The organism is Gordonia alkanivorans, assembly GCF_004011905.1.
GTDB lineage: Bacteria > Actinomycetota > Actinomycetes > Mycobacteriales > Mycobacteriaceae > Gordonia > Gordonia alkanivorans.
The window spans coordinates 4315659-4341210 of the sequence record NZ_CP027114.1; the positions used below are offsets into that span (position 1 = coordinate 4315659).

Annotated in this window: 26 protein-coding genes and 1 pseudogene; 11 read left to right on the top strand and 16 right to left on the bottom strand. The window is 67.4% G+C overall.

The window, feature by feature from the left end; genetic code table 11:
- Positions 1–19 precede the first annotated feature (19 nt).
- Entirely contained in the window at positions 20–1240 is a 1221-nt protein-coding gene (locus C5O27_RS19570; RefSeq protein WP_006357719.1) for a hypothetical protein, read from the bottom strand.
- 126 nt (positions 1241–1366) lie between these two features.
- Here C5O27_RS19570 and coaA point away from each other — a divergent pair, with 126 nt between their 5' ends.
- On the top strand, positions 1367–2308 hold the full coding sequence (gene coaA / locus C5O27_RS19575; RefSeq protein ID WP_006357718.1) for a type I pantothenate kinase: 942 nt from the start codon (positions 1367–1369) through the stop codon (positions 2306–2308).
- A 20-nt stretch (positions 2309–2328) separates the two neighbouring features.
- Here the strand turns inward: coaA and C5O27_RS19580 are convergent, their stop codons facing one another.
- Positions 2329–2901: a TetR/AcrR family transcriptional regulator gene (locus C5O27_RS19580; RefSeq protein ID WP_006357717.1), complete on the bottom strand. Its 573-nt coding sequence runs from the start codon at positions 2899–2901 to the stop codon at positions 2329–2331.
- A 71-nt stretch (positions 2902–2972) separates the two neighbouring features.
- Here C5O27_RS19580 and C5O27_RS19585 point away from each other — a divergent pair, with 71 nt between their 5' ends.
- On the top strand, positions 2973–4136 hold the full coding sequence (locus tag C5O27_RS19585) for an acyl-CoA dehydrogenase family protein (protein ID WP_006357716.1): 1164 nt from the start codon (positions 2973–2975) through the stop codon (positions 4134–4136).
- A 90-nt stretch (positions 4137–4226) separates the two neighbouring features.
- Here C5O27_RS19585 and C5O27_RS19590 read toward each other — a convergent pair whose 3' ends face one another.
- The gene (locus C5O27_RS19590; RefSeq protein ID WP_006357715.1) at positions 4227–4715 is read right to left on the bottom strand and encodes a carboxymuconolactone decarboxylase family protein; all 489 of its coding nucleotides are present in this window, start codon (positions 4713–4715) and stop codon (positions 4227–4229) included.
- Complete coding sequence (locus C5O27_RS19595) at positions 4712–5506, bottom strand: SDR family oxidoreductase (RefSeq protein ID WP_006357714.1); 795 nt, start codon at positions 5504–5506, stop codon at positions 4712–4714. The genes C5O27_RS19590 and C5O27_RS19595 overlap by 4 nt, the downstream gene beginning before the upstream one ends.
- A gap of 97 nt (positions 5507–5603) precedes the next feature.
- Between C5O27_RS19595 and pdxR the strand changes: the two genes are divergently transcribed.
- Positions 5604–7106 (top strand): MocR-like pyridoxine biosynthesis transcription factor PdxR, encoded by a 1503-nt coding sequence (gene pdxR / locus C5O27_RS19600; RefSeq protein WP_006357713.1) that lies wholly within the window; start codon positions 5604–5606, stop codon positions 7104–7106.
- Here the strand turns inward: pdxR and C5O27_RS19605 are convergent.
- Entirely contained in the window at positions 7065–7847 is a 783-nt protein-coding gene (locus tag C5O27_RS19605) for an isoprenyl transferase (protein ID WP_127963442.1), read from the bottom strand. The two genes, pdxR and C5O27_RS19605, sit on opposite strands and share 42 nt — an antisense overlap.
- Positions 7848–7961: 114 nt before the next feature.
- Here C5O27_RS19605 and trhA point away from each other — a divergent pair, with 114 nt between their 5' ends.
- Both trhA and C5O27_RS19615 read left to right on the top strand, forming a co-directional pair.
- Positions 7962–8636, top strand: coding sequence for a PAQR family membrane homeostasis protein TrhA (gene trhA, locus C5O27_RS19610; RefSeq protein ID WP_006357711.1), 675 nt, complete (start codon positions 7962–7964; stop codon positions 8634–8636).
- Positions 8637–8973: 337 nt separating this feature from the next.
- Positions 8974–10608, top strand: a complete 1635-nt coding sequence (locus C5O27_RS19615) for an alkaline phosphatase D family protein (RefSeq protein ID WP_035750507.1) — start codon at positions 8974–8976, stop codon at positions 10606–10608.
- 36 nt (positions 10609–10644) lie between these two features.
- On the opposite strand, the gene C5O27_RS19620 is transcribed toward C5O27_RS19615, so the two are convergent.
- Together C5O27_RS19620 and C5O27_RS19625 are read right to left on the bottom strand one after the other, a co-directional pair.
- Positions 10645–11730, bottom strand: coding sequence for a 3-deoxy-7-phosphoheptulonate synthase (locus C5O27_RS19620; RefSeq protein WP_006357709.1), 1086 nt, complete (start codon positions 11728–11730; stop codon positions 10645–10647).
- A gap of 231 nt (positions 11731–11961) precedes the next feature.
- Positions 11962–12408, bottom strand: coding sequence for an Lrp/AsnC family transcriptional regulator (locus C5O27_RS19625; protein WP_006357708.1), 447 nt, complete (start codon positions 12406–12408; stop codon positions 11962–11964).
- A gap of 255 nt (positions 12409–12663) precedes the next feature.
- Here C5O27_RS19625 and C5O27_RS19630 point away from each other — a divergent pair, with 255 nt between their 5' ends.
- Both C5O27_RS19630 and rocD read left to right on the top strand, forming a co-directional pair.
- Positions 12664–13065, top strand: coding sequence for a hypothetical protein (locus tag C5O27_RS19630; protein ID WP_006357707.1), 402 nt, complete (start codon positions 12664–12666; stop codon positions 13063–13065).
- Positions 13035–14282, top strand: coding sequence for an ornithine--oxo-acid transaminase (gene rocD / locus C5O27_RS19635; RefSeq protein WP_127963443.1), 1248 nt, complete (start codon positions 13035–13037; stop codon positions 14280–14282). Before C5O27_RS19630 ends, rocD begins: the two co-directional genes overlap by 31 nt.
- Here the strand turns inward: rocD and C5O27_RS19640 are convergent.
- The 4 genes from C5O27_RS19640 to mca are packed head-to-tail and all read right to left on the bottom strand — an operon-like array spanning position 14274 to position 18044.
- A complete protein-coding gene (locus C5O27_RS19640; protein ID WP_006357705.1) occupies positions 14274–14774 on the bottom strand; it encodes a TspO/MBR family protein in 501 nt (166 codons plus the stop codon). The genes rocD and C5O27_RS19640 overlap by 9 nt on opposite strands.
- Before the next feature lie 51 nt (positions 14775–14825).
- Entirely contained in the window at positions 14826–16814 is a 1989-nt protein-coding gene (locus C5O27_RS19645) for a thioredoxin domain-containing protein (RefSeq protein ID WP_127963887.1), read from the bottom strand.
- 13 nt (positions 16815–16827) lie between these two features.
- Positions 16828–17148, bottom strand: a complete 321-nt coding sequence (locus C5O27_RS19650) for a hypothetical protein (protein WP_006357703.1) — start codon at positions 17146–17148, stop codon at positions 16828–16830.
- Positions 17148–18044, bottom strand: a complete 897-nt coding sequence (gene mca / locus C5O27_RS19655; RefSeq protein ID WP_127963444.1) for a mycothiol conjugate amidase Mca — start codon at positions 18042–18044, stop codon at positions 17148–17150. Before mca ends, C5O27_RS19650 begins: the two co-directional genes overlap by 1 nt.
- Before the next feature lie 48 nt (positions 18045–18092).
- Between mca and C5O27_RS19660 the strand changes: the two genes are divergently transcribed.
- The 3 genes from C5O27_RS19660 to greA all read left to right on the top strand — a co-directional run bounded on the left by C5O27_RS19660 (position 18093) and on the right by greA (position 19948).
- Entirely contained in the window at positions 18093–18551 is a 459-nt protein-coding gene (locus C5O27_RS19660; protein ID WP_006357701.1) for a DUF4307 domain-containing protein, read from the top strand.
- Positions 18548–19324, top strand: coding sequence for a queuosine precursor transporter (locus C5O27_RS19665; protein WP_127963445.1), 777 nt, complete (start codon positions 18548–18550; stop codon positions 19322–19324). Before C5O27_RS19660 ends, C5O27_RS19665 begins: the two co-directional genes overlap by 4 nt.
- A gap of 129 nt (positions 19325–19453) precedes the next feature.
- A complete protein-coding gene (gene greA, locus C5O27_RS19670) occupies positions 19454–19948 on the top strand; it encodes a transcription elongation factor GreA (protein ID WP_005195705.1) in 495 nt (164 codons plus the stop codon).
- Positions 19949–20091: 143 nt separating this feature from the next.
- On the opposite strand, the gene C5O27_RS19675 is transcribed toward greA, so the two are convergent.
- Positions 20092–20529, bottom strand: a complete 438-nt coding sequence (locus C5O27_RS19675) for an Ltp family lipoprotein (RefSeq protein ID WP_035750500.1) — start codon at positions 20527–20529, stop codon at positions 20092–20094.
- Between the two features lie 115 nt (positions 20530–20644).
- Positions 20645–21580 (bottom strand): annotated as a pseudogene (locus C5O27_RS19680) (hypothetical protein).
- Positions 21581–21763: 183 nt separating this feature from the next.
- Here C5O27_RS19680 and C5O27_RS19685 point away from each other — a divergent pair.
- The gene (locus C5O27_RS19685) at positions 21764–22282 is read left to right on the top strand and encodes an SRPBCC family protein (RefSeq protein ID WP_127963446.1); all 519 of its coding nucleotides are present in this window, start codon (positions 21764–21766) and stop codon (positions 22280–22282) included.
- 12 nt (positions 22283–22294) lie between these two features.
- Here C5O27_RS19685 and C5O27_RS19690 read toward each other — a convergent pair whose 3' ends face one another.
- From C5O27_RS19690 to C5O27_RS19700, 3 genes are all read right to left on the bottom strand, one after another.
- On the bottom strand, positions 22295–22804 hold the full coding sequence (locus C5O27_RS19690; RefSeq protein WP_127963447.1) for a hypothetical protein: 510 nt from the start codon (positions 22802–22804) through the stop codon (positions 22295–22297).
- Positions 22805–23131: 327 nt separating this feature from the next.
- Positions 23132–24334: a threonine ammonia-lyase gene (gene ilvA, locus C5O27_RS19695; protein ID WP_127963448.1), complete on the bottom strand. Its 1203-nt coding sequence runs from the start codon at positions 24332–24334 to the stop codon at positions 23132–23134.
- 40 nt (positions 24335–24374) lie between these two features.
- Positions 24375–25547 carry a cystathionine gamma-synthase gene (locus C5O27_RS19700; RefSeq protein ID WP_127963449.1) on the bottom strand — a complete coding sequence of 391 codons (1173 nt, stop codon included), beginning with the start codon at positions 25545–25547 and terminating at the stop codon, positions 24375–24377.
- Positions 25548–25552 lie beyond the last annotated feature (5 nt).

Below are 25552 nucleotides of genomic sequence, written 5' to 3' on the forward strand. Positions count from 1 at the left end.
GGACCTGCGCCGCGATCCCCTAACCCGCTACCAGCTCACGGCGCAGGCTCGCCGGGATGAGCGGTTCGTCGAGCAGCCGTCCGAAGGCCGCGGCACGGTCGTCCGCGGCGTCGAGCCAACTCTCGAGCAGTCGGTAACCCTCGACGTAGGTGCTGATGTACGCCCGCCACAGCGGCGAGGTGAGGAAGCGCAGCATCTGCCGGGCACGCTCGGGCGGTGCGAGCAACCACGTCTGGAGGAAGTCGGCGACGGTGTCGGCGTCGGCGTGCTGGTCGTGCAGCATCAGGGCCGCGTCCTGACGGACGGTGAGGAGCCCGGAGGTCGCCCGTCCCACCCGCGTCGCCCGGTCGGCGTCGAAGCGCAGGCCGAGGTCGGCGTAGATCTCCTGCGCCCAGCCGCCCCACTCCTTGCCCATGATGGCGGTCAGGGCATGGTCCGCGAGCCCTTCGGCCATCAGGCATTGCGGGGTGTTGACGAGGAAGATCGACTGCTCGTGCTGCCCGGCGCCCACGAGCAGTTGTTCCTTGCGGCAGTGCTCGGTGTGGTGGCCGGGGTAGGCCTCGTGGGCGATCAGGTGTGGGAGCGACGACATGTACTGCGTCAGATCGGCGTTGATCGCGACCCGCGACCAGTAGTCGCCGAGGTAGTAGTTGAACCCCGACCACGGCTTGTCGGTGACGACCTCGAAGTCGACGATCTCGTTGTCCGGCAACGGATACTGCGCGCGGACACGTTCGCGAAGGGCACCACTGAACGCCCGGACGCATTCGTCGACCTTGTCGGCGGGGATCTCGTCGGCCCGACGATGAGCGGCGTAGGCGTCGCGGAGATCCTCGCCGCTGGCATCGGCGATACCGAGTGCGTCGGCGAGTTCGGTGTGGGCCTGCCGGTAGCGGTCGGGGTCGGCGAGGGCGATGTCGACGTCGAAGTAGGCGTTGACCTCGTCGACGAAGGAGATGTCGTCGCCGGCGAACTTGCGGGCCGAGCACTCGAGCGCCCGCAGGTGGGACCCGATGAACTCCGCCCGGTCCGCGGGGAGATCACCGGGGAGGTCGGCGCGCAGGGCCCGCGCCTGTGCGGCCAGGTGCGCCGGGTCGGGTGCGGGTCCGTTGGCGATCTCGGCGCGCAGTGCCGGGTCGCCGGTGAACGCGTCGACGAAACCTTCTTCGAGCCGATCGAACGCCAACCCCAGCCGCAGGTAGTCGGTGACGAGGTCGGGGGTCGCGTGATCGGCCGGCATACCGGGCACGTTACCGCGAGCGGACGCACCGCGCGGACCCACCGCGTCGCGGCGAGAGGTGGGCCCTAAGCTGTTACGCATGACGACCCGGGCAGCCGCGCTCACCATGACCCCGGAGCTGCGCTGATGGCTCGCAATGCCAGTGATCGGGACCCCAGTCTGTACCTGGAACTCGACCGCCGGCAGTGGCGCGAACTGCGTGAGTCGATGCCCCTCGTGCTGAACGAGGACGAGCTCGCCGAACTCGTGGGTCTCGGTGAGCAGATCGACCTCGAGGAGGTCGCCGACGTCTACCTGCCCCTCTCGCGTCTGATCCATCTGCAAGTCGCTGCGCGCCAACGACTCTTTGCGGCCACCTCGACCTTCCTCGGCGAGCGTCAGGTCAACCGGCAGGTCCCGTTCGTCATCGGTATCGCCGGCAGTGTCGCAGTCGGCAAGTCGACGACGGCTCGCGTGCTCGCGGCGTTGCTCGCCCGGTGGGAGTCGCATCCGAAGGTCGACCTGATCACCACCGACGGCTTCCTGTTGCCGACGGCGGAGATGCAGCGTCGAGGGATCTTGCATCGCAAGGGTTTTCCCGAGTCGTATGACCGGCGTGCGCTGCTCCGGTTCGTGACCGAGGTGAAGTCGGGTGCGCGCGAGGTGGCCGCGCCGGTCTACTCGCACCTCGCCTACGACATCGTGCCGAGCGTCTATCACTATGTGCGGCAACCCGACATCCTCATCCTCGAGGGATTGAACGTCCTGCAGACCGGCCCGACGCTGATGGTGTCGGATCTCTTCGACTTCTCGATCTACGTCGACGCCAAGATCGAGGACATCGAGGAGTGGTACATCTCCCGGTTCCTGCAGATGCGGACCACGTCGTTCGCCAACCCGGACTCCCACTTCCACGCCTACGCCTCGCTCACCGACGAGCAGGCCACGGCCGCGGCGCGGGACCTGTGGACCTCGATCAACCGGCCGAACCTCATCGAGAACATCCTGCCCACCCGCCCGCGGGCCTCGCTGGTGCTCCGCAAGGACGTCGACCACGCCATCAACCGGGTACGCCTGCGCAAACTGTGAGCATCAGGCCGACGTGACCATCATGTCGGTGTGAGCATCAGGTCCACCAGTTCCGCGCTGTGGCGTCCGGCGGACGCGCGGTCCTCCTCGGAGTAGGACAGGTGCAGCGCCCCGATGCCCATCGCGAAGATCCAGTTGGACCGGACCGACGCGGTCTTCGGATCCATTCCATGGTCGAGGAGACACCGGCGCACCGCTTCTCGCGCACGACGATCGGACGTCCGGATACTCGCCTCGGCATTCGGATCCGAGCGTGCCCATTCCCGCATCGCCCGTTCGATCATCCAGTGCCTCGGGCTCGTCAGTTGGGCGATCAAGCCCAGCAGGCGGTCGCGCGGCGGTAGGTCGGCCAGGGCCGCGAAGTTCTGGTGTTCCTCGTCGTTCCACTCGCCCCACCGTGCGACCAGCGCCGAACGATAGGCCGCGATGTCCTTGAAGTGCCAGTAGAAACTGCCCTTGGTGACTCCCATGCGTTTGCAGACGGTGTCGATCTTGATCTGCTTGAATCCGTCCTCGGCCAGGATCGCGTACCCGAGCTCGATCCAGTCGTCGGCCGACAGGTGGCCGCCGCCACCCTCCTGCGCTCGCCCCATTCCCTCACCCTAACCGCGGTTCTGGCCCGAACCAGACACCCCATACTTTTTTGTATGTTACGTTCCGATCCGTGGACACCCCGACATCCGGCACGGTGCTGATCACCGACGAATTCATCGCCTCCCTGGCCGAGCGCGCGGGCCGGGCGGAGGAACTTCGGCAACTGCCCGCCGAGACCATCCGCGACGCGACCGACTCCGGCCTCTTGGATCTGTTGATCCCCAGTAGGTTCGGCGGACTCGAGGCACCCTTCCCCGAGATCCTCGACCATGTCCGGCGGCTGGCCCACGGCTGCACGTCGAGCGCCTGGACGCTGGGCTTCTATACGTTGCACGGCTGGATCACCGCACTGTTCAGCGAGGCGGCGCAGGAGGAGGCGTTCGCCGACCGCCCGTACCTCGCACCGGCACCTCTGGCACCGACCGGCACCGCGGAGCCGCGGGATGGCGGTTTCTCCGTGTCCGGGCGCTGGTCCTGGGCGACCGGCATCATGGAGGCCAACTGGGTGATGGTGGGTGCCATCGTCACCGGCGACCGACCCGACGCCGTCCTCGCGCTCCTGCCGATCGACGACGCGCGGGTGGAGGACGTCTGGCACACCGACGGCATGCGGGCGACCGGGTCCAACGACGTGGTCGTCGAGAACGCCTTCGTACCGGCGCACCGCACCGTCCGAGTTCGAGATCTCTACGCGGGCAGGACACCTGGCGCGACCCTGCACGACAACTACTCGTATCGCTGGCCGATGGTCCCCGCTCTCGCCCTGCTTGCCGCGATGCCCGCCCTGGGCACGGCCGAGCGGGTCGCCGACCTGTACGCCGCACGACTCTCCGAACGGGTCCTCGCCTACCAGATGGTCAAGCAGAAGGACAAGCCAGCAGCGCGGATTCGCCTGGGCGACGCGCGAATCCGGCTACAGGCTCTTCGGGGCCTGCTTGCGCAGACCACGGCGACCATCGACGAAATCCTCGCTGCCGGAGGGACGGTCGACATCCGCACGCGTGCGCAGGCGCGTCTCGCCGCGGCCCGGATCGTGAACGAATCGAGAGCGGTGATCGGCACCCTGCTCGAGGCATCGGGCGCAAGCGTGCATTTCCTCGACCACCCGATGCAGCGTGCGCGCCGAGACGTCGACGTCCTGTCCGGCCACGTCGTCTTCGATTACGACGAGATCCGGGAGATCGCCGCTTCTCTCGAGATCGGCATGGAGATCTCGCCGTTCGCAATGGTGTAACGCGGCTGATGCGCGTAGCGCAGGATGATGAGCCCACTGCCGGATGAGGTGAGAGGAGCGCCGCGGACACCCGCCGGCGACAACCAGCGGTCAGCCGGCGGCCTGCGACACACGCCGTTCGTCCAGGCCCGCGGGGTACCCACCGGCAACGGCGATCCGGTTCCAGGCGTTGATCATCACGATCGCCGCGACCAGCTGGCCGGTGGTGGCCGCGTCGAAACATGTTCGTACATCGTCGAACACCGCGTCGTCGACACCACCCTCGCCGAGTCGCGTGAGTTGTTCCGCGAGCGCGAGGACCGCCCGCTCCCGTGACGAGAACAGCGACCCCGCCTCACGCCACGTGGCGAGCATCAGCAGCTTGTGCGGGTCGATCTGTGCGGCCAGCGCGTCCCCGGCATGCATGTGCAGGCAGTACGCACAACCGTTCAGCTGCGACACCCGCATCGAGATCAGCTCGCCGATCTCGACGTCGACACCCGCCGACGACGCCCGCTGCAGCGCGACGAGCGCCTTGTAGACGGCGGGATTGTCCTGCGGGATCCACATGCGTGTCGACGGGCGCGGGCGCACGCTCATCTCGCACTACCCGCGTGCGCGCCGGAACGCTGGGCGAGCCATTGTTCGAGCGTGGTCGGGGTGATCACGTCCGGATTCGCGGGCACGAGTCCCCCGCCTCGGATCGCCGATCCGCCTACGGCCGCCCCGATGATCCAGCGCGGCGATCCTCGCTGCGCCGCAACGGCTTTCGCCACGTCGACGAGGTTCATCTCGGCGGGCCCGGCGACCTCGATCTTGCGAACACCGCCGGCGTCGGCGGTCACCGGACCCGCCGTGGCGGTGTCCGCGACCACCTTCGCCACGTCCTCGGCGGCCGCGGGGCGACACCGCATCTTCGGCACGATCGCGACGGGACCGACAGCCATTCGTCCCATCATCTGTTCGGCGAGTTCGAACCACTGCACCGACGCCAGGATGGTCAGCGTCGCCGGGTCGACGACATCGCGGTAGGCGGCTTCCTGAGCCGCCTTGCCCTGGTAGTAACCGAATTTCGCGTTCACCGTCGGATCGTCCGCGTTGACGATCGAGACGCAGACGACGTGCCCGACCGCGGCTGCGGTCGCCGCTCGCCCGATGTTGCGCGCCGTCGTCCGGAAGAAGTCGACGGCCTTCTTCGCGCTCAGCGTCTCGACACTGAGGCAGTCGACCACGACATCGGCACCGGACATCGCCCGGGCCAGCCCCTCCCCGGTGTAGGCGTCGACCCCGGCGCCTCGGTTCGCCCGCACCACCTCGTTGCCGCGCTCGGCGAGCAGGTCCGCCACCCGGCTCCCCAGTACCCCGCTTGCCCCGATCACCACGATCTTCATCTCGCCCCTCCTCACCGACATCGTCGGCCTCTTGTCTGTTCTTCGGTTTCAGGACTTAGGCTAGTGCGGGATTAGCACAAGAAAGTGGTCCAATCCGATGGAAGAAAACAGGGTCAATCCGAGCGCGACCGCCACCGACCCGTGGGCGGAGGTGGCTGCGCGCCTCGGCGCCGATCTGTTTCTCGACCTGCAACCGGACCCGGGGGCCAGCGCACGCGGTCGCGGCGCGACGCTGCGCCGAACGCTCACGGAGGCCCTGCGATCGGCCATCCTTGACGGCCGCCTGCCCGCCGGAACCGCACTGCCGCCGTACCGTTCGCTGGCCGCCGACCTCGGCCTCGCCCGCGGCACGGTGTCGGCCGTGTATCAGGAGTTGATCGCGGAGGGTTGGCTGACCGCCCGCCAGGGTTCCGCCACACGCGTGGCCGACGGCGCGGCACATCCCGAGACCGCGAGCAACCGGAAAGCCGATGAACGCCCCTCGACGCCTTCGCCTTTCCGCTTCCCGCACGACTTCTCGCTCGGACAACCATGCGCGGGAATGTTCCCGCGAACCGACTGGATTCGCGCAACCCGTCGGGTTCTCACCGGTGCCGGGGACGAGGTGTTTGCACCGACCCACCCTCAGGGCCGGGCCGAACTGCGTCGCGCCCTCAGCGGGTACCTGAGCCGGACGCGCGGCGTCCGGACCACCGCCGACCTGATCGTGCTCGGCACCGCGGTCCAGTCCGCATTGGAACTGTTGTCACGCACTGTCTTCGGCGACGTCCTCGCCGTCGAGGGTCACGGCCTGCCCTTCCATTGGCAGGCAGTCGTACGGGGCGGCACCAGAGTGGTCCCGATCGCCGTCGACGACGAGGGGATGGTGATCGACGACCTCGAACGCAGTGGCGCCGCGGCGGTCCTGCTGTCCCCGAGCCACCAGTTCCCGACCGGGGTCCCACTGTCCCCGGCGCGACGCATGCAGGTGATCGAGTGGGCTCGGCGCACCGGCGCGGTCATCGTCGAGGACGACTACGACGGCGAGTTCCGCTACGACCGCGACCCGGTCGGTGCACTGCAGGCACTCGGCCCGGATGTGGTGATCCACGCCGGTTCGATGTCCAAGAGCCTCTCCCCCGCCGTGCGCGCCGGGTGGCTCGCACTGCCACCTCATCTGATGGATGTCGTGATGAACGCCAAGGGAGTACGAGAAGGCGACGCGAGCATCGTCGACCAGCTGATCCTCGCCGACCTGATCGACTCCGGCGCGTACGACCGACACATCCGCCGCAGCCGGCAGGTGTATCGACAGCGCCGCGACGCACTCGTCGAGGCCGTCACCGCGTGCGGTCTGGGTCTACCCGGCATCGCCGCCGGACTGCATGCCGTCATACCCGTCGACCACGCGGACGAGGGTGCACTCGTTCACGAAGCGTTCAGGCGAGGGATCGGGCTCGTCGGACTGTCGCTGTTCCGTCACCCGGACGCCGACCCCCTGCCGCACGGCGGTCTGGTCGTCGGGTTCGGTACGCCTGCGGCGTCGACCTTCACCGCCGACCTGCAGGCCCTTCGCGACCTACTTGCCGAATCGCCTGCTGCGCGCCGAGTAGTCCCGTAGCGCGCGCAGGAAGTCGACCCGGCGGAACTCCGGCCAGTACGCGTCGGTGAACCAGATCTCCGAGTAGGCGCTCTGCCACAGCAAGAATCCCGACAGCCGCTGTTCTCCGGAGGTCCGGATCACGAGGTCGGGATCGGGCTGCCCCTTGGTGTAGAGGTTGGCGTCGATCGCCTCGACGGTGACCGCCTCGATCATATCCTCGGCAGTGGCGCCGGCGGCACGCTTCTCGTCGAGCAACGCCCGCACCGCGTCGACGATCTCCTGCCGTCCGCCGTACCCGACGGCGACGTTGACGTTCATGCCGTCTCGTTCGCTGGTGCGCTCGGCCGCGACCCGCAGGCGCCCGGCGACGGCCTCGGGCAGGGCGTCGAGGGTGCCGACGATGCGGATGCACCAGTCGCCGTCGGGCGAGGAGATCTCGTCGACGATGTCGGGCACGATCTCGAGCAGAGCGTCGAGCTCGTCCGACGAGCGGTTCAGGTTCTCGGTGGAGAGGAGATAGATGGTGACGGCCTCGATGCCCAGGCCCGCGCACCAGCCGAGCATGTCGGCGATGCGCTGGGCACCCACGCGGTGTCCGTGACTGACGTCGTCGAATCCCGCCTCGCGCGCCCAGCGACGATTGCCGTCGCAGATGATCGCGACATGCCGCGGTAGGCGCTGGGTGTCGAGGAGTTGGATGAGTCGACGTTCGTAGATGGTGAGAGCTGGACGGCGCACCCGATCCGGCAGCAGCTTCATCCTTCGCGGCCTCGTGTCACGTGGGACACCTTACGCGCCGCGATGCGAGCAGAATGACCCCGCCGACCTCCGCGAGCCTCCCTACAGTCGAGTAACTTACGGTACCGTAGGTTTGTGAACACACTGTCGAGCCCGCCCCCGGACGTGGCCGATCGACCACGCCTGCGCGGCGTGATCCACCACTACTCCGCCTATGTGGCAGCGGTCGCCGGTCTCGCGCTGGTCATCGGGGCCGCGATCCTCGACGGCGCCGTCGCCGCGCTGACGTGTGGGATCTATGCGATCACCGTCGTCGGACTCTTCACCGTCAGCGCCACCTATCACCGCATCCCGTGGAAGACGGCGCGTGCCCGCATCCGGATGAAGCGAGCCGACCACGCGATGATCTTTCTCTTCATCGCCGGCACTTACACACCGTTCTGCGCCCTCGGCCTGCCGTCGCCGGTGAGCTGGTGGGTGCTCGGCATCGTGTGGGCGGGTGCGCTCGGCGGCTCGCTGCTGAAGATCCTCTGGCCGGGCGCCCCGCGCTGGCTGGGCGTCACGCTCTATATCCTGCTCGGCTGGGTCATCGTCGTGGTCGCCCCGGCGCTGGTCGAACAGACCGGCTACCTGATCATGATCCTGCTGGCCCTCGGCGGCGTCCTCTACAGCGTCGGCGGAGTCCTGTACGCGGTGCGCTGGCCCAACCCGTGGCCGCGAACCTTCGGTCACCACGAGGTCTTCCACCTCTGCACCGCGGTCGCCGCACTACTCCACTACGCCGCCGCCTGGCTGGTCGTCGCGGGGTAGTATCCGCTCGCCGACCCGCACCGAGGGTTCACATGTGCATCGGCGGCATCATGCCCATACCGTGCATCCACATCGTCATGTGGTGACACATCTGCATCATCTGGTCCATCATCTCGGTTCGCCTCCCTCCACCACTCCGCGACCCCAACCCCGCGGCCCCCCCTTCGTAATCCCACCCCGGATCGGCGCCCGGCGGTAGGGCCGACCGTCGTCCCCCTGAGGGACCAGGTACCCACCGCCGCCTGTGCCGCGCACACAAACCCTTCTTCACCCGAACATCATGTGCCCGATTCCTGCCGGTGCCGTGGAGGTCAGCCGTGGGTGATCGGGTGGGGCCGTGACGAGAACTGATCGTGGTCCGTCCGGTGCCGCACTACGGGTGGACCCCGACCTCACTCTTCGTAGCGGCGCCACCCGTCGACGATTCCTCACCGCAACAGGACTGGTGACGGGACTCGCGTTCACCCCCGGGCTTCTCGGCGCCACCCCACCTGCGACCCCCACCCCGGGGTCGTCCGGATCATTGTTCGCGCTCGGCGTCGCCTCCGGCGATCCCCTGCCGGACGGCATCGTGTTGTGGACGCGACTGGCGCGCAACCCATTCGCCCCAGGAGGAGGGATGGGTTCACGTCCGGTCCGCGTCGACTGGGAGATCGCGACAAACGCATCGATGACGCGTGTCGTGCGCCGGGGGACCGCCCACGCGACGCCGGAATGGGGCCACAGCATCCACGTCGATGTGCGCGGACTCGCCCCGGCCGCCGACCACTTCTACCGCTTCCGGGCACTCGGCGAGATCTCGCCGATCGGCCGGACCCGCACCGCGCCGGCCCCGACCGCCCGGCCGGGTGCGCTGTCGATCGCCGTGGCGTCGTGCCAGAACTGGGCTGACGGCTACTACCACGCTTTCGCCGACATGGCGGCGCACGCACCGGATCTGGTGCTGCACCTCGGCGACTACATCTACGAGAAGCCGATCCCGCTCGACGCCCGCCGCGGCGCGACCCGGCCGGCATCGGCGACCCACGAGGCAGTCGGCCTCGACGACTATCGGGAGCGGTACGCGCTCTACAAGTCCGACCCTGACCTGCAACAGGCCCACGCGATGTCGCCGTTCGTGATCTCCTTCGACGACCATGAGGTCGACAACAACTGGGCCGCAACGATTCCCGAGGATGAGACCACCATGTCGCAGTTCGCTCTCCGGCGCGCCAGTGCATTGCGGGCATGGTGGGAGAACACCCCGGTGCGGACCACCGCACGACCCGACGGCACCGTCATCCGCGCTCATCGGCGTCTCGCCTTCGGCGACCTCGCGGAGATCAACGTCCTCGACACCCGCAGCCACCGCGACGATCAGGCCAACGGGGACAACGACTCCCCGCAGAACGCCCGCACCGCGGATCCGTCCCGGACGATCCTCGGTGACGCGCAGGAACGCTGGCTACTCGACGGCCTGGCGTCGAGTAACGCCCGATGGGATGTCCTCGCCCAGCAGGTCCCGATGGCCGACCTCGCGCGCGGCGGGTCGCGGGCGGTCAGCATGGACGGGTGGAGCGGCTACGAGGCATCGCGACGACGCGTCCTAGACGGGGCGGCACGCCGCGGCGTACACAACCTCGTCTCCCTCGCCGGCGACATCCACCGGAGTGTCGTCGCCGACCTACGGGCCGACTACGTCGACGACTCCCCCACCCGCGGAATCGAACTAGCCACGACGTCGATCACCTCCGGCGGCGACGGCGAGGACAGCGACGACGGCGACCGCGCATTGAAGGCCGCCTCGCCGCACGTGCGGTTCGGCAACTCCCAGCGCGGCTACCTGCTCAATCGCGTGTACCGCGACCGCTGGGAGGCCGAGTTCCGCGTGGCGCCATCGGTGCGGTCACCACGCGGCTCATTGCGACGACGCGCCGTCGTCACGATTCCCGACGCCTCTCCCGAAGTCGACGTAGGCCAATCCGCTCCCTGAGTAGCCCCGGAGCTTGCGGAGGGGCGTATCGAAGGGTCAGGCGCGCGCGAGCGCGTCGAGGACGGTGGCGCTGGCCTCCCAGCCCATGCACTTGTCGGTGACGGACTTGCCGTAGACCAGCGGGGTGGCGTCGGTCGACTGCGCGCCGGGCTCGAGGAAGCTCTCCAGCATGACGCCGCTGATGTTCGACGCCTCGCCGGCCTCGCGAGTGGCACGCAGGATCGCCGCGATCTCGGTCGCGACCTCCGCCTGGCGGATGTGGTCCTTACCGGAGTTGGCGTGCGAGCAGTCGATCATCACGCGTGCGGGCAGACCGGCCTTGTCCAGGGCCGCAGCCGCAGACGCGATCGACTCGGCGTCGAAGTTGGGTCCGCGGGTGCCGCCACGCAGGATGATGTGGCAGTCCTCGTTGCCCGCGGTCTCGACGACCGCGCCGTTGCCGAAGTCGTCGACTCCGAAGAAGACATGTTCAGCCGCAGCGGCTTTCACACCGTCGATGGCGACCTGGACGTTTCCGTCGGTGCCGTTCTTGAAGCCGATCGGCATCGACAGGCCCGACGCGAGCTGGCGGTGCACCTGCGACTCGGTGGTGCGGGCGCCGATGGCGCCCCACGCGACGGCGTCGGCGATGTACTGCGGGCTGGTCGGTTCGAGGAACTCACAGCCGACGGGCAGTCCGAGGTCGATGATGTCGAGCAGCAACGACCGGGCGGTCCGCAGACCGCGCTCGACGTCGAAGGTGTTGTCCATGCCGGGGTCGTTGATCAGACCCTTCCACCCGACCGTGGTGCGCGGCTTCTCGAAGTAGACCCGCATGACGATCTTCAGACGATCGGCGTAGGCCTCGGCCAGCGGCGCCAGACGCCGTGCGTAGTCGATCGCGGCGATCGGATCGTGCACCGAGCACGGTCCGGCGATCACGAGAAGACGGTCGTCGCGGCCGGCGAGGATGTCGGCGATCTCGTCACGGTCGCGGGCAACGGCGAGCGCACGACGCGCGGTCAGGGGCAGTTCGGCGCGGACGGTGTCGGGAGACGGGATCGGACGGAAGGACTTGATCCGACGATCAGAGGTCGATTCGGCCTTGTCTGCCGTACGCGTGGAATCCGGGAGAGTGGTCACGGTGTGTGCCTTTCGAGGTCATGCCCTGTCGGTGGTCCAACCGGGGCACGCCTAGTGGTGGAGCCCCGCTCAAAACGACAAGAGCAGCGACCGTAGGGTCGCTGCTCGGGCTCCGGGTGTTACGTGCGCGCGCTTGGTCAGCGCTTCATCGTGGCCCCACCCGGAGCCTCGATAAAGCGCCAATATGCGCGCACGGTGCTGATCACGGCGACAACACTAACACAACGCGGTCTACGGGTGACCGCGGTCTATCAGTTCACTGAGGACGATGATCGACTCGGACTTGTCCACCGGACCGGCGGCACGGATGCGTTCGAGTGCCTGCTCGAGGTGGCGCACGTCGCGGGCCCGCACCCGCAGGATGGCGTCGGCCTGACCCGAGATGGTCGCCGCGCTGACCACCTCCGGGATCGGTTCCCACGACGCCTTGAGCTCGTCCGGCGAGATGTTGCCGCGGCAGTACACCTGCACATAGGCCTCGGTCGTCCACTGCATCGCGTGCGGATCGACGATGGCGGTGAATCCCCGGATCACCCCGTCGTCGAGTAGACGGTCGACCCGACGCTTGACCGCGGGGGCGGAGAGCCCGACCTCGTCACCGATCTGGGCATAGGTCGCGCGGGCGTCACGGGTGAGGCAGGCGATCACCTTCTCATCCAGATCGTCGAGCGTACGCAATGGATGACCACTCCCCTCTAGTGCTGTGACGTTTTGTTGCACTCATACGCAATCCACGGCGATTGTTTGCATAGATTGCCGACGATACGCTCGATTCATGACGCTGACGAGCCCGGGTATCGCCGCGCCCCCGGTACGCCAGGCGCGGCCAAGGACCTACGCGATGACCCCGCCCGTGCACTTCACGGTGTCCTATGCGATCAATCCCTGGATGGACACCTCGGTTCCGGTGGACACCGACCGGGCCCTCGCCCAATGGCACACCCTGCGATCGGTGTACGAACCCTCGAACTTGTCGACCCGCGGTTCTACCACCTCGACACCGCGCTGGGCGTCCTCGACGACCGCACGATCGCCTACCACCCCGCCGCATTCTCCGCACGCTCACGCCGACTGCGCGACGAGCTGTTCCCCGACGCCATCATCGCCACCGACGCCGACGCGGCCGTGCTCGGCCTCAACCTGGTCTCCGACGGACTCGACGTCGTGATGACCGATCGCGCACCGCATCTCGAGGCAGAGCTGCGCGAGGCCGGGTTCCGGCCGGTGACCGTCGATCTCTCCGAGTTGCTCAAGGGCGGCGGCAGGGTCAAGTGCTGCACATTGGAACTCCAGGAGATACGCTCATGTCCGACACGCTCATCCCCCACGGTGTGACATCTTCTGCAGGTTCCACGACCGACGCCGAACCGCATGTGGCACACAACTACTCCCCGATCCCGGTCACCGCTGCGACCGCCGAGGGTGTGTGGATCACCGACGTCGACGGCAAGCGCCACCTCGACTGTCTGGGCGCGTACTCGGCGGTCAACTTCGGACATCGCCATCCGCGGATCGTCGCCGCGGCACTCGAACAGATCGAACGGGTCACCCTCACCAGTCGTGCGTTCCGTTCGGATCGTCTCGAACCGTTCTGCGCCGCACTCGCGGAACTGTGCGGCAAGGAGATGGTGCTGCCGATGAACACCGGCGCCGAGGCCGTCGAGTCTGCGATCAAGGTCGCCCGAAAGTGGGGTTACGACGTCAAGGGCGTCCCCGACGGCCGCGCGACGATCGTCGTCGCCGGCGGTAATTTCCACGGCCGCACCACGACGATCATCTCGTTCAGCGACGACCCTGATGCTCGCGCCGGATTCGGTCCGTACACACCGGGTTTCGTCCGTGTCCCGTACGGCGACGTCGAGGCGATCGCTGCCGCGATCGACGAGACGACCGTCGGCATCCTGCTCGAACCCATCCAGGGCGAGGCCGGGATCATCGTCCCGCCCGATGACTACCTCCCGCGGGTACGTGCTCTGTGTACCGACAACGACGTCCTGCTGATCGCCGACGAGATCCAATCGGGCCTGGGTCGCACGGGACGTACCTTCGCCGTCGAACACTGGGGCGTCGTACCCGATGTCTACCTGCTCGGCAAGGCGCTCGGTGGCGGGATCGTACCGGTCAGCGCGGTGGTGGCGAACCGCGATGTCCTCGGCGTCCTCCACCCCGGACAGCACGGCTCGACCTTCGGCGGGAACCCCCTCGCCGCGGCGATCGGCCACACCGTCGTCGACATGCTCGCCGACGGCACCTGGCAGGAACGCGCCACCGACCTCGGCGACCACTTACACACGCGGCTGAGGGAGTTCGTCGGCCGCGGCATCGTCGCGACCCGCGGTCTGGGACTCTGGGCTGGTATCGATCTCGATCCGGTGCTCGGCACCGGCAAGGACTTCTGCCTCCGCCTCGCCGAGCACGGCGTGCTGGCCAAGGACACCCATGGATCGACGCTTCGGCTCGCGCCTCCCCTCGTCATCACCGCTCAGGAGATCGACTGGGCGATCGAACGATTCGCCGAATCGCTGGACGAACTGCGATCCCGGTCAGTGTGATACGCGCTCACGGTCGCGGTTGAGCCACCAGGTCGACGTCGACAGGACCGTGGCAAAGGCGCACCACGCCGGGTAGGCGGCGAGCGCGGCCCCGGCCGGCGGATTCACGGCCGCGGTACGCCGGGCCAGGTCGGCGCTGCTGACCGTGAGGGCCGCGGCGGCCACCGACGCGGTACCCAGCGCCCCTCTGCCGAAGTAGATCCAGCTCCACGCCCCGTTGAGAGCGAGATTGGCACCGAGCGCGGCGAGGTACGCCTGCTTCTCTTCTCGGGCCGGCGACTCGCCCAAACCGTCGATCGCGGTGGCGGAGGTGACCGCGATGTCGGCATAGAGGGCGGTCCAGGCCACCGGGAACACCCAGGTCGGCGGCACGAACGACGGCTTCTTCAGCCGCGGATACCAGGTCTCGACAGCGGGTTTGGTCACCACGCTGCCGATGGCACCGGCTGCGGCGGTGGCGAGCGAGGTCCCGATCAGAGTGGAGATGCGCATACTCATCAATACCCGTCCGGACGGATCCGACACCTGCGTGGTCTGCCGGCCTCACCCCAGCTGCGCGACGACCGATTCCTCGTCCGTGACCGGCAGCCCGCAGACCGTTCCCCGGCACACGTAGGCGGCGTCGCGTCCGTCGATCGGGCCCCGCGCGACGAGCAGCGGGTGTGAATCCTGTTCGCCGGCAACGACGACCGCTCCGCCGGGGACGTGCGACCACGCCGCCCGGGTCAGCGCATGGTTCGACGCCGACCCTTCTGCCACGGCTATCTGCACCGGCCCGGCGACCCGCGCCGACATCACCGACATCCAGTGCCCGGCCGATCGCGGCAGCTTGTCGACGATCACCGATGCGCGGGACAGACTGTGCTCCAGCAGTTCTGCATAACCGACCGCCTTGGCCGGGTCGGCGAGCATGGATGCGGTGAGCAGCGCCTCGGCCATCAGCGACGCCCCCGCCGGGGTGGCACCGTCGATCGGATCACGGGGCCGGGCGATGAGCCCTTCACCGGTGGCGTCGAACCAGGCGCCGGGCGCCTCCTGATCCGCGAACAGTTCGATCGCGGTGTCGAGCACTCCCGCTCCCGCTCCCAGCCACCGGGTTTCACCGGTGACCTGGAACAGCGTCAGCAGAGCCGTGCTCAGCGCCGCGTGGTCGTCGAGCCCGCCGTCGGTCTCGCCCACGTGTCCGCCGAGCGAGGAACGACGGAGCCGCCCACCGACCAGGTGGTTGCTCAGCAACTCGTCGGCGCAACGAACTCCCTCGTCGACGTAGCCGGTGTCACCCAGCCCGGCACCGGCCTCGGCGAGTGCGGTGATCGTCATGGCATTCCACGCGGTGACGACCTTGTCGTCGCGGGTGGGCTGGACACGCCTACCCCGCGCCTCGAGGAGCGCGGCACACACGGCAGCGAAGCGCTCGCGGTCGTCCGGGTCGGTCGGGAGCTGCAGCGTCGAGCGACCGTGTTCGAAGGTGCCCCGCTCGGTCACGACGAACAGCTCGGCGGCCCAGCGTCCGGTCTCCGGTCCGAGGACCTCGGCGAGTTCGTCCGGCGTCCACACGTAGGTGGACCCCTCCACGCCGTCGGCATCGGCGTCGAGAGACGAGGCGAATCCGCCCGGCACCCGCAGGTCCCGCCGGAGGAACGTGACCGTCTCCTCGACGACGCGGCGTGCCAACGGATCTCCGGTCCGCCGTGCCAGATGTGCGTAGGCCCGCAGCAGTTGCGCGTTGTCGTAGAGCATCTTCTCGAAGTGGGGTACCACCCAGCCGGCGTCGACCGAGTACCGGGCGAAACCACCGGCGAGCTGGTCGTAGATGCCGCCCCGGCCCATCGCGTCCATGGTTCGGGCGGCGGTCTCGATCGCAGCGGTGTCGCCGGTGCGTTCGGTGTGCCGGATCAGCGCTTCGAGGAGCGCCGAGGGCGGGAATTTGGGTGCGCCGCCGAATCCGCCGAATTCACGATCCTCGTCGTCGAGCACGGTGCGGACGCCGTGCGCGAGCAGTCGGTCGTCGACGGCGACGGTGCCCGCCGGCAACGGGGAGGTGTTCACCACGATGTGCTCGCGCACCTTCGCGGCGGTGTCGTCGAGGTCGGCGCGACGCTGCGTCCACGCCTCGGTGACCGCGGTCAGCACCTGACGGAAGGAGGGGATCTGCCCGCGCGGCCGCGGCGGGTAGTAGGTGCCGGTGTAGAACGGGTCGCCGTCCGGGGTGAGGAAGCAGGTCATGGGCCAACCACCCTGCCCGGTCATCGCGACGGTGGCGCTCATGTAGATGGCGTCGATGTCGGGACGTTCCTCCCGATCGACCTTGATGCAGACGAAGTCGCGGTTCATCTGGGCCGCGGTGGCGTCGTCCTCGAAGGACTCGTGCGCCATCACGTGACACCAGTGACAGGCCGCGTAGCCGACCGACAGCAGCACTGGCACGTCGCGTTCGCGTGCCAGGTTCAACGCGGCGTCGGACCACTCCTGCCAGTGGACCGGATTGTCGGCGTGCTGCCGGAGATATGGGCTCGTCGCCGAGCCCAGCATGTTCGACGAACCGTCAGGTGTCCGCCGGGCGTCGCTCATCGGTCCCGGTCGTGCTTGTCGCGTCCTGGCTTCCGGGTGCAGCGTCGTCGGTGGCAGCGATCGGCCCCGATGGGTCGGTGCCCTCGTCGAAGGCCTGATCCGCCTCGGGGTGCTCGGTGTCGAAGGACTCCGGCAGTTTCTTGAGCTGACGACTCATCGACCAGATCAGGAACGCGGTCCCGACCAGCAGCAACAGGATCACCAGGAGCCCGAGCGGGGACGACTTGCCGAATTCCGGTCCCTGCGGCTCCTCGGCCGCGACGACCATCACGGTGTTGACGATGTCGATGTTCATCACGTCTCGATTCCGGTGAACAGATCGGTTTCGGGGAGGGCGGTCTTCACGCGGGTCTTGGCCAGCTCGAACTCCTCGGTCGGCCACAGTCGTTGCTGCCATTCCAACGGTACGGCGAAGAACATGCCGTTGGGATCGATCTGCGTCGCATGCGCGCGCAGTGCGTCGTCACGCTGTGGGAAGTACTTGGCGCACTCGATCTGGGTGGTCACCCGACCCATCAGGTCACCTCGGCTCGGGTCCCACTTGCTGAGCCACTCGGTGAACGGGCTCTCCTGGCCGTGGCGCTCGAACTCGTCGGAGAAGAGCACCATCCGGTCGCGGATGAAACCGTGTGTGTAGTAGAGCTTCGACACCATCCACGGCTCACCGGTTCCCGGGAACGCGTCGGGGTCGTCGGACTGGTCGTAGGCCGCGACCGACACCTCGTGGCACCGGATGTGATCCGGATGCGGGTATCCGCCGTGCTCGTCGTAGGTGATCATCACGTGCGGGCGGAACTCACGGACCAGTCGGACGAGGGACTCGGTGGCCTCCTCCAGCGGGACTGTCGCGAACGAGCCCTCCGGCAGCGGCGGCAGCGGGTCTCCTTCGGGGAGTCCGGAGTCGACGAAGCCAAGCCAGGTCTGCTTCACGCCGAGAGCCTCGGCGGCCCGGGCCATCTCCTCGCGGCGGACCTCGGTCATACGTTCTTTGATGCCGGGACGGTCCATCGCCGGGTTCAGGATGTCGCCGCGCTCGCCACCTGTCAGGGTGACGACGAGCACCTCGTTGCCTTCGGCCGCATACTTGGCGGTCGTGGCCGCACCCTTGCTCGACTCATCGTCGGGGTGCGCGTGGACCGCCATCAGACGGAACACACCCGGCTGCGGGTCGTCGGCGTGGGATTCGGTCACAGTTCCTCACCTTCGGATCGCTACTGCTCCCATGGTAGGTATTGACGCGTGAACAGTTCGGATGGGGGCGCCGCGGAGCGCCCTCGCAGCGGCCCGCGCGCGACCTACCCGGAGGATTCCGCGTCCGCACAGACCCGTCGGCGCTGGTTTCGCGCCCTGTCGATACTCGTAGTCGTGGCCGGCGTCACGCTGGCGGCGATCGGTTACAGCAAGTTCGGCACCGCCGATGTCTCCGGCGAGGCGACCGGTTACGAGATCCTCGACGACAACACCGTCGCCGTGCAGTTCACCGTCGACCGCTCCGACCCGGGCAAGCCCGCGGCCTGTGTGGTGCGCGGACGATCGAAGGACGGCAGCGAGACCGGTCGTCGCGAGATCCTGATCCCGGCCGGCTCCGTCGAACGGATCGGCGTCCGCACCGAGGTCACCACCTCCAAGCCTCCGGTCATCGGTGAGGTCTTCGGCTGCACCGTCGACGTGCCCGCCTACCTCCAGCCCGAGTCGTGAGCACGCGGCAGACCGCACCGGGCGACGCCGCAGCACCCCGCGCCGCGTTCGCCTCCATCGGCAGCCGCCATTTCCCGCTCCTCGTCGCACTGTTCGTCGGTGTGATGCTGATCAGCAACGTCACCGGCACCAAGGGTGTCGTGCTGTTCGACGACTGGCTCAACCTCGACCTGGGGCCCATACACATGCAGGGCCTGGTCACCGACGGTGCCTTCTTCCTGTTCCCGCTCGCCTATGTCCTGGGCGATGTGATCAGCGAGGTGTACGGCTTCCGCGCGATGCGCCGCACGATCCTGGCGGGCTTCGCCGTGCTCATCCTGGCCTCGCTGTGCTTCTGGCTGACCATTCATCTACCCGCCGCCGATTTCTACGAAGGCCAGGAGGCTTTCGCAAGCGTCGCCGGCGTCGTTCCGCAATTCCTGCTCGCCGGCCTTGCCGGATATGTGGTGGGCGAATTCCTGAATTCATTCGTGTTGGTCAAAATGAAAGAGCGCGCCGGTGAGCGCCATCTCTGGGCACGCCTTCTGGGATCGACCATCGTCGGCGAATTCGCGGACACCCTCGTCTTCTGTTCGATCGCGGCAACCGCCCTCGGTATCTCCACCTGGGGAGATTTCGTCAACTACACGATTGTCGGATTTGTCTGGAAGACCCTGGTGGAGATCGTCATCATGCCGGTGACGTATTTCGTTGTGGGATGGTTGAAACGAGCCGAACCCACCTATCAGGAAGCACTCGACGCGGCAACGGCTGGAACAACGGATGTGCCATAGGTCTCATCGGCTGGTACGATGATCGGATACACGGCTCCGCGAGGGGTCGTGTTGCTGCATTTATAGCAGTCCATATGCCGCGCGGTGAAAGAGTCGCATCGCGGCGCGGACAACACGAAGGAGTGACCGATGACCGACACCCAGGTGACCTGGTTGACCCAAGAGTCGCACGATCGCCTCAAGAGCGAACTCGACTCATTGATCGCCAATCGTCCGGTCATTGCTGCCGAGATCAATGAGCGACGCGAAGAGGGCGACCTCAAGGAGAACGGTGGCTACCACGCCGCCCGCGAAGAGCAGGGCCAGCAGGAAGCGCGCATTCGCCAGCTGCAGGAACTGCTGAACAACGCGAAGGTCGGCGAGGCCCCGACCCAGTCCGGCGTCGCACTTCCCGGTTCCGTCGTCACCGTCTACTACGACGGCGACGAGAAGGACACCGAGACCTTCCTCATCGCGACCCGCGAAGAAGGCGCCTCGGGCGGCAAGCTCGAGACCTACTCACCCAGCTCGCCCCTGGGTTCGGCCCTCATCGACGCCAAGGTCGGCGAGACCCGCGAGTACTCCGTCCCCAGCGGCGCGACCGTCAAGGTGACCCTCGTCAGCGCGGAGCCGTACCACGGCTGATCCAGACCACGAAGCGAGCCCGGGACGACGGTTGTCCCGGGCTCGCTTCGTCTGATGAACCTCAACCCGACCGGCAGACGTCGATCGACGTCTGCCGGTCGGGACCGAGGTTCGCCTGTCCGTGTCAGAGCGGACGGATTCCGCTAGCTGTGGTCAGCTCCGTAAACAGCCTGCTGATAGGTGAATCCCTCGAACTCCAACTGTTCGATCAGGCCCTGCCTGGAGAACGGGGAATACTCGCGGTACTGACGGGCCGACTTTGCTGCCTGTACATACCAATTCACCTCGCCATCGGCCTCGAGCTGATCGACGGCGGCCGACGAGTCCGAGTACGAGAAGCCCTCGAACTCCAGCTGGTCGACCAGCCCCGACTTCGAGAAACTGGTGTACTCGAGGTATTCCCTCGCCTTCGCGACCGCGTTCGACTTCTCCGACACGAGCTTGATCGCGGGAGCCTGCACGCTCGGCGATGCCTGTGAGGAGACGTTCGTGCCGAAGCCGGCCACGACCCCGATCATCATCACGAACGCCGCCAGGACGCCTGCCGCCCACGGCCATCTCTTCTTCTGGGGGTTGCTCATCGTTCTTCCTTCTCTGCTCACGGTTCTGGGAAGCTGAACCGCGTCTGAGAGAAAGGTGTCACGGGGGTACGACAAAAACGTTGGCGCACAGTGTCATCCGATCAGATGATTCCGGTCAGGCCGCTGCGAACGCATCCAGCCACGGACGAAGCAGCCCCACCAGCTCGCCACGCTCGAGCGTCGCCCACGTCCAACGCACGACCATGATCCCTTGCGCTCGAAGGGCGTCCTCGCGTCGCTTCTCGCGGATCAGCGCGTCGCGCGGAGTCTCCCCCGGACGCAGCAACCGTCCGTACTTCTGCAGGCCGTCGAACTCGCCGACAAGCTCTCCCTCCCAATCGAAATCGGCACGCGCAGGTCCATCGCTCGTCTGGAACGTGTGCTGCAGACGCGGAATCGGCAGCCCGGCTGCGATCATCTGGGCACGACTCCACTATTCGCCGACGCTCTCCGACGCGGCGTCGGCGAGTGCGAGCGCCCGGCGTGCGGTGCCCACCCCACGCCATCGTCCGCGTGATTCGAGGATGGTCGTCATCGTTGCCAGGTCGGCTTTGAGCGCGAGTGCGCGGTCGAAGACGACCAGAGCTCGCTCGAAGTCGCCGTTCATCGCTATATCGACGGCAGAGCGCTCGAGTGTCGTGACCCGGACGCCGTCGACGTCGGTGATGTCGCCGGGCGACAGCGGGCCGGCATGGACGACGCGATGTCCGCGCACGAATCCGCCACGCTCGCGTGTCTTGGTGAGATGGACGAGCTCACGCTCGGGGTGCAGCTGGGACAGTCTGTGGACGGCTGCCGCAGAGTCGTGGCTCAGCGTCGACGTGTCTCCATCTCGTGCCGACGTCGCAACGGCAATCGACTTCAGGCGATACAGCTCGTCGTCGGCGGTGTCGGATTGAAGGTCCGGGTTCGCCACGGCGCAGACACCGGGAGCGAGCCGCACGAGTTCGCCGCGCCGCACGGCCGCCGTGACGACGTCGTCGGAAATGCCCAGCCTGAGGGTTGCTTCGCGTCGGATGAGTCCGTGCCGGTCGGTCGGGAAAGCAGTCATATCTCTTGGACGCAGCACAGCCGCAATCGGTTCACTCGTATTCGCCGAGCGGCCGGGGCGCCGACCGGCGAACCTCGACTCGGCAGGCAGACCTCGATCGAAGTCTGTGAGTCGAGCTGAGGTTCGCCGGTCCCATCGCGGAAGCGCCTGTGGGACCGGCTCGTCGATGCTTCAATGGGCCCCATGGGACGTTCCTATTCGCTGGAGACCTTCGACCTCGACTTCTTCGACGACGCACCGGTGCGTCACGTGATCGACGTCCGGCTGCCGGTCACGCCGCAGCGCGCGTGGGCGGAGTTCACCCGTCAGAACACCCTGGACTGGTGTCGCGCGATCAAGAAGATCGAGTTCACCTCTCCCCCGCCCTATGGCGCCGGCGCCACTCGCAAGGCTGTCCTGGGCCCGGGTTACGTGACGCTCGAAGAGGACTTCTTCCACTGGACCGAAGAACCCGAAACGGGCAGGTACCACAACGCATTCCGGGTCAAGAGCGCCAATGTGCCGGGTATCCGACGTTTCGGCGAGGCCACCCAGATCGACCCCGCCGACGTCGGCTGTCGCCTCCGGTGGACCTTCGCTCTCGAACTGCCCACCGACTCCAAGATCGTCACCGCTTTCTCGGGTCCGGCGTCGTCGACGGTGTACAAGTCGATCGAGGCGGACACACTCAAGCACTTCGCGAATCTGCCATCGGCGACCTAGGGCCACACGGGTTCACGCGGCGAAGACGGTCCGGGTTTGCTCGTCCAACATTTCCAGGTTCAGGGGTACCGACTCGTCGATTCCGACCTCGTCGAGCAGGGCTGCCACCAAGCGGACGGGAATCGAATCGACCTTCGGCTCAACACCTATCGGCAGCAAGAGCATCACGTCGACCTCGGCCTCGACCACCGACGGACGACGCCCGGTCGAGGCATGGTCTCGGCGTAGACCCCGGTCCCTGGTCAGAATATGGATGACCATCCCGTCGAGCTTCTTGTCGGGCAGCTCCTCGAAGATCACGTCGATGTGGTGCCAGTAGAGCCCGTCGATCGACACATCGAGCACCCGTCCGGCAATGGTGTCGTCGAAGCGATGGCGTCCGGCCGAGGTCTCGAAGACCACCAAGCCCTCTACGTCCCGTTCCACCCACTCGAGAATGCCCCAGAGGTCCGCTGCATCGTAGGACTCGCCGAAGCCCGTCAACACCGGTACCGCTGAGCTCTCGATCCACGTCAGAGGCAAGTTCGGCAGTGTCCGCATGGCATACTCCCCTGCATCCCGTGTCGTCTCCAGTCGCGGCTTCGCCTTCGCCAACCGTGCCCGACGCACGAAGTGCTCCCCGCAGACCGGTCCGTTGAGCGACTCGAGTTCTTCGAGCAGCGTCTCGCAGGTACGCCGAAGCCATCGCCAGCTCTGTGTCAGATCCTCCCGAATCCGCTCCGCATGCTCAGGTCCCCAGGCCGACTCGGTTGAGTGTGAACGTCTTCCCATGCACGGCAAGGTAGTTGCGTACCGACGCCCGACGACCAGAAGACTGCACAGGTGACCGCTCCATCCACAACCTGACGGTCAAACCTCCCGCAGAAACCCCGCCGCGCTCAGCGCACGACGAACGTCGCGCTGGTGGTCGGGGCCGCGGGTCTCGACGCTGACCGTCACCTGCACCTCGCCGAGGTAGAGGTCGTCGGCGACGCGTGAGTGCACGATGTCGATGACGCTCGCGCCGAGATCGCGGAGTAGTTCGAGCAGGGCGAGAAGTCCGCCCGGACGGTCGGAGACGGTGGCGGTGAACGTCAGGAACCGACCTGCGGCGGTGAGGCCGTGGGTCGTGACGTGGCGCAACAGCAGGGGGTCGATGTTGCCGCCGGACAATACGACACAGACCTTGCCCGACAGGTCGAGGGTTCCGCCGACCGCGGCGGCAACGCCTGCCGCGCCGGCGGGTTCGACGACCATCTTCGCGCGCTCGAGCATCAGCAGCAGCGCCGTGCTGAGTTCTTCTTCGCTGACCGTGACCACCTGGTCGACATACTCGGTGACGTGCGCGAACGGGACATCTCCCGGTCGGGCCACGGCGATGCCGTCGGCCATGGTGTTCATCGATGCCGCAGGCACCGGACGGGTGGCAGCGAGGGAGGTCGGCCAGGCGGCGGCCTGCGCCGCCTGCACACCGATGACGCGGACGTCCGGCCTCGACGCCTGTACCGCCGCCGCGACTCCGGCGAGCAGACCGCCGCCACCGAGCGGTACGACGATGGTGGTCACGTCGGGCATCAGCTCGAGGATCTCGATCCCGACGGTCGCCTGACCGGCGACGATGTCGGGGTGGTCGAACGGATGGATCAGCACCGCACCGGTCTGATCGGCGTACCGCTGGGCTTCGACGAGTGCGTCGTCGACGGTCTCACCTGCCAGGACCACTTCGGCGCCATAGGCTTTCGTCGCCGCGATCTTCGGCAACGACGCGCCGGTCGGCATGTACACCCGTGCAGAGATCCCCAGCTCGGTCGCCGACCACGCGACCCCCTGCGCGTGATTCCCCGCACTCGCCGCGACGACGCCGCGCTTCCGTTCGTCGGCCGACAGCCGGGAGATCCGCAGGTAGGCACCCCGCGGCTTGAACGAACCGGTTCGCTGCAGGTTCTCGGCCTTCAGCCAGACGTCGGCGCCGCTTCGCTCGGACAGCACACGGGACGCGATCAGCGGCGTCCGCCGGACCACGCCGGAGAGTTCTGCGGTCGCCTTCTCGATGTCGGCAGATGTCAGCAGCATGGGGTCAGTATCTACCGATGCCGTTCGATACCACCGTCGCTCAGCGCAGCGCGTTCTCCAGGTCGCCCAGGATGTCGTCGATGTCCTCGATACCCACCGACAGTCGGACCAGGTTGGCGGGGACCTCCAGCAGCGAACCGGCCGTCGACGCATGGGTCATCGCGCCGGGGTGTTCGATCAGCGACTCGATGCCGCCCAGCGATTCGGCGAGCGTGAAGACCTCGGTGCGGGCGCAGAAGGCCTTGGCCTCTTCGATGCCGCCCTTGACCAGGACCGACACCATGCCGCCGTAGCGCTTCATCTGCTTCGCCGCGACCTCGTGACCCGGGTGGTTCTCGAGTCCCGGGTACAGGACGGCCTCGATCTTGTCGTGCGAGTTCAGGAACTCGACGACCTTCTCGGCGTTGTCGCAGTGGCGGTCCATGCGGACGGCGAGCGTCTTGGTGCCGCGCATCGTCAGGTAGCCGTCGAACGGTCCGGGAACCGCGCCCGCGCCGTTCTGCAGGAAGGCGAAGGCCTCGTCGAGTTCTTCGCTGTCGGTGACCAGCGCACCGCCGACGACGTCGGAGTGGCCGCCGAGGTACTTGGTGGTCGAGTGCAGCACGACGTCGGCGCCGAGCGTCAGCGGCTGCTGCAGGTAAGGCGAGGCAAAGGTGTTGTCCACCACGAGCTTCGCACCGGCCTCGTGCGCGATGGAGGCGATCGTCTCGATGTCGCCGACGTTCAGCAGCGGGTTGGTGGGCGTCTCGGTCCAGACCAGCTTGGTCTCCGGACGGATCGCGTCGCGCACCGCGGCGACGTCGGACACCGGCGCCACCGAGTAGGTGATGCCCCACTGGGTGAACACCTTGTCGATGAGACGGAAGGTGCCGCCATAGGCGTCGTTGGGGATCACCAGGTGGTCGCCCGGACGCAGCGTCGAACGCAGCAGGCAGTCGGTGGCGGCCATGCCGGAGGCGAAGGCGCGACCGTAGGTTCCATGCTCGAGTGCGGCGAGGTTGGCCTCCAGCGCACGTCGCGTCGGGTTACCGGTGCGGGCGTACTCGAACCCGTCGCGGAGTCCGCCGACGCCATCCTGGGCGAAGGTCGAGCTGGCGTAGATCGGCACGTTCACCGCGCCGGTCTGGGGATCCGGGTCGTATCCGGCGTGGATGGCGCGGGTCGAGAAACCCTGCCAGCGAACCGAATCCGCGGCGCTGCGTCGTTCACTCACAGTGT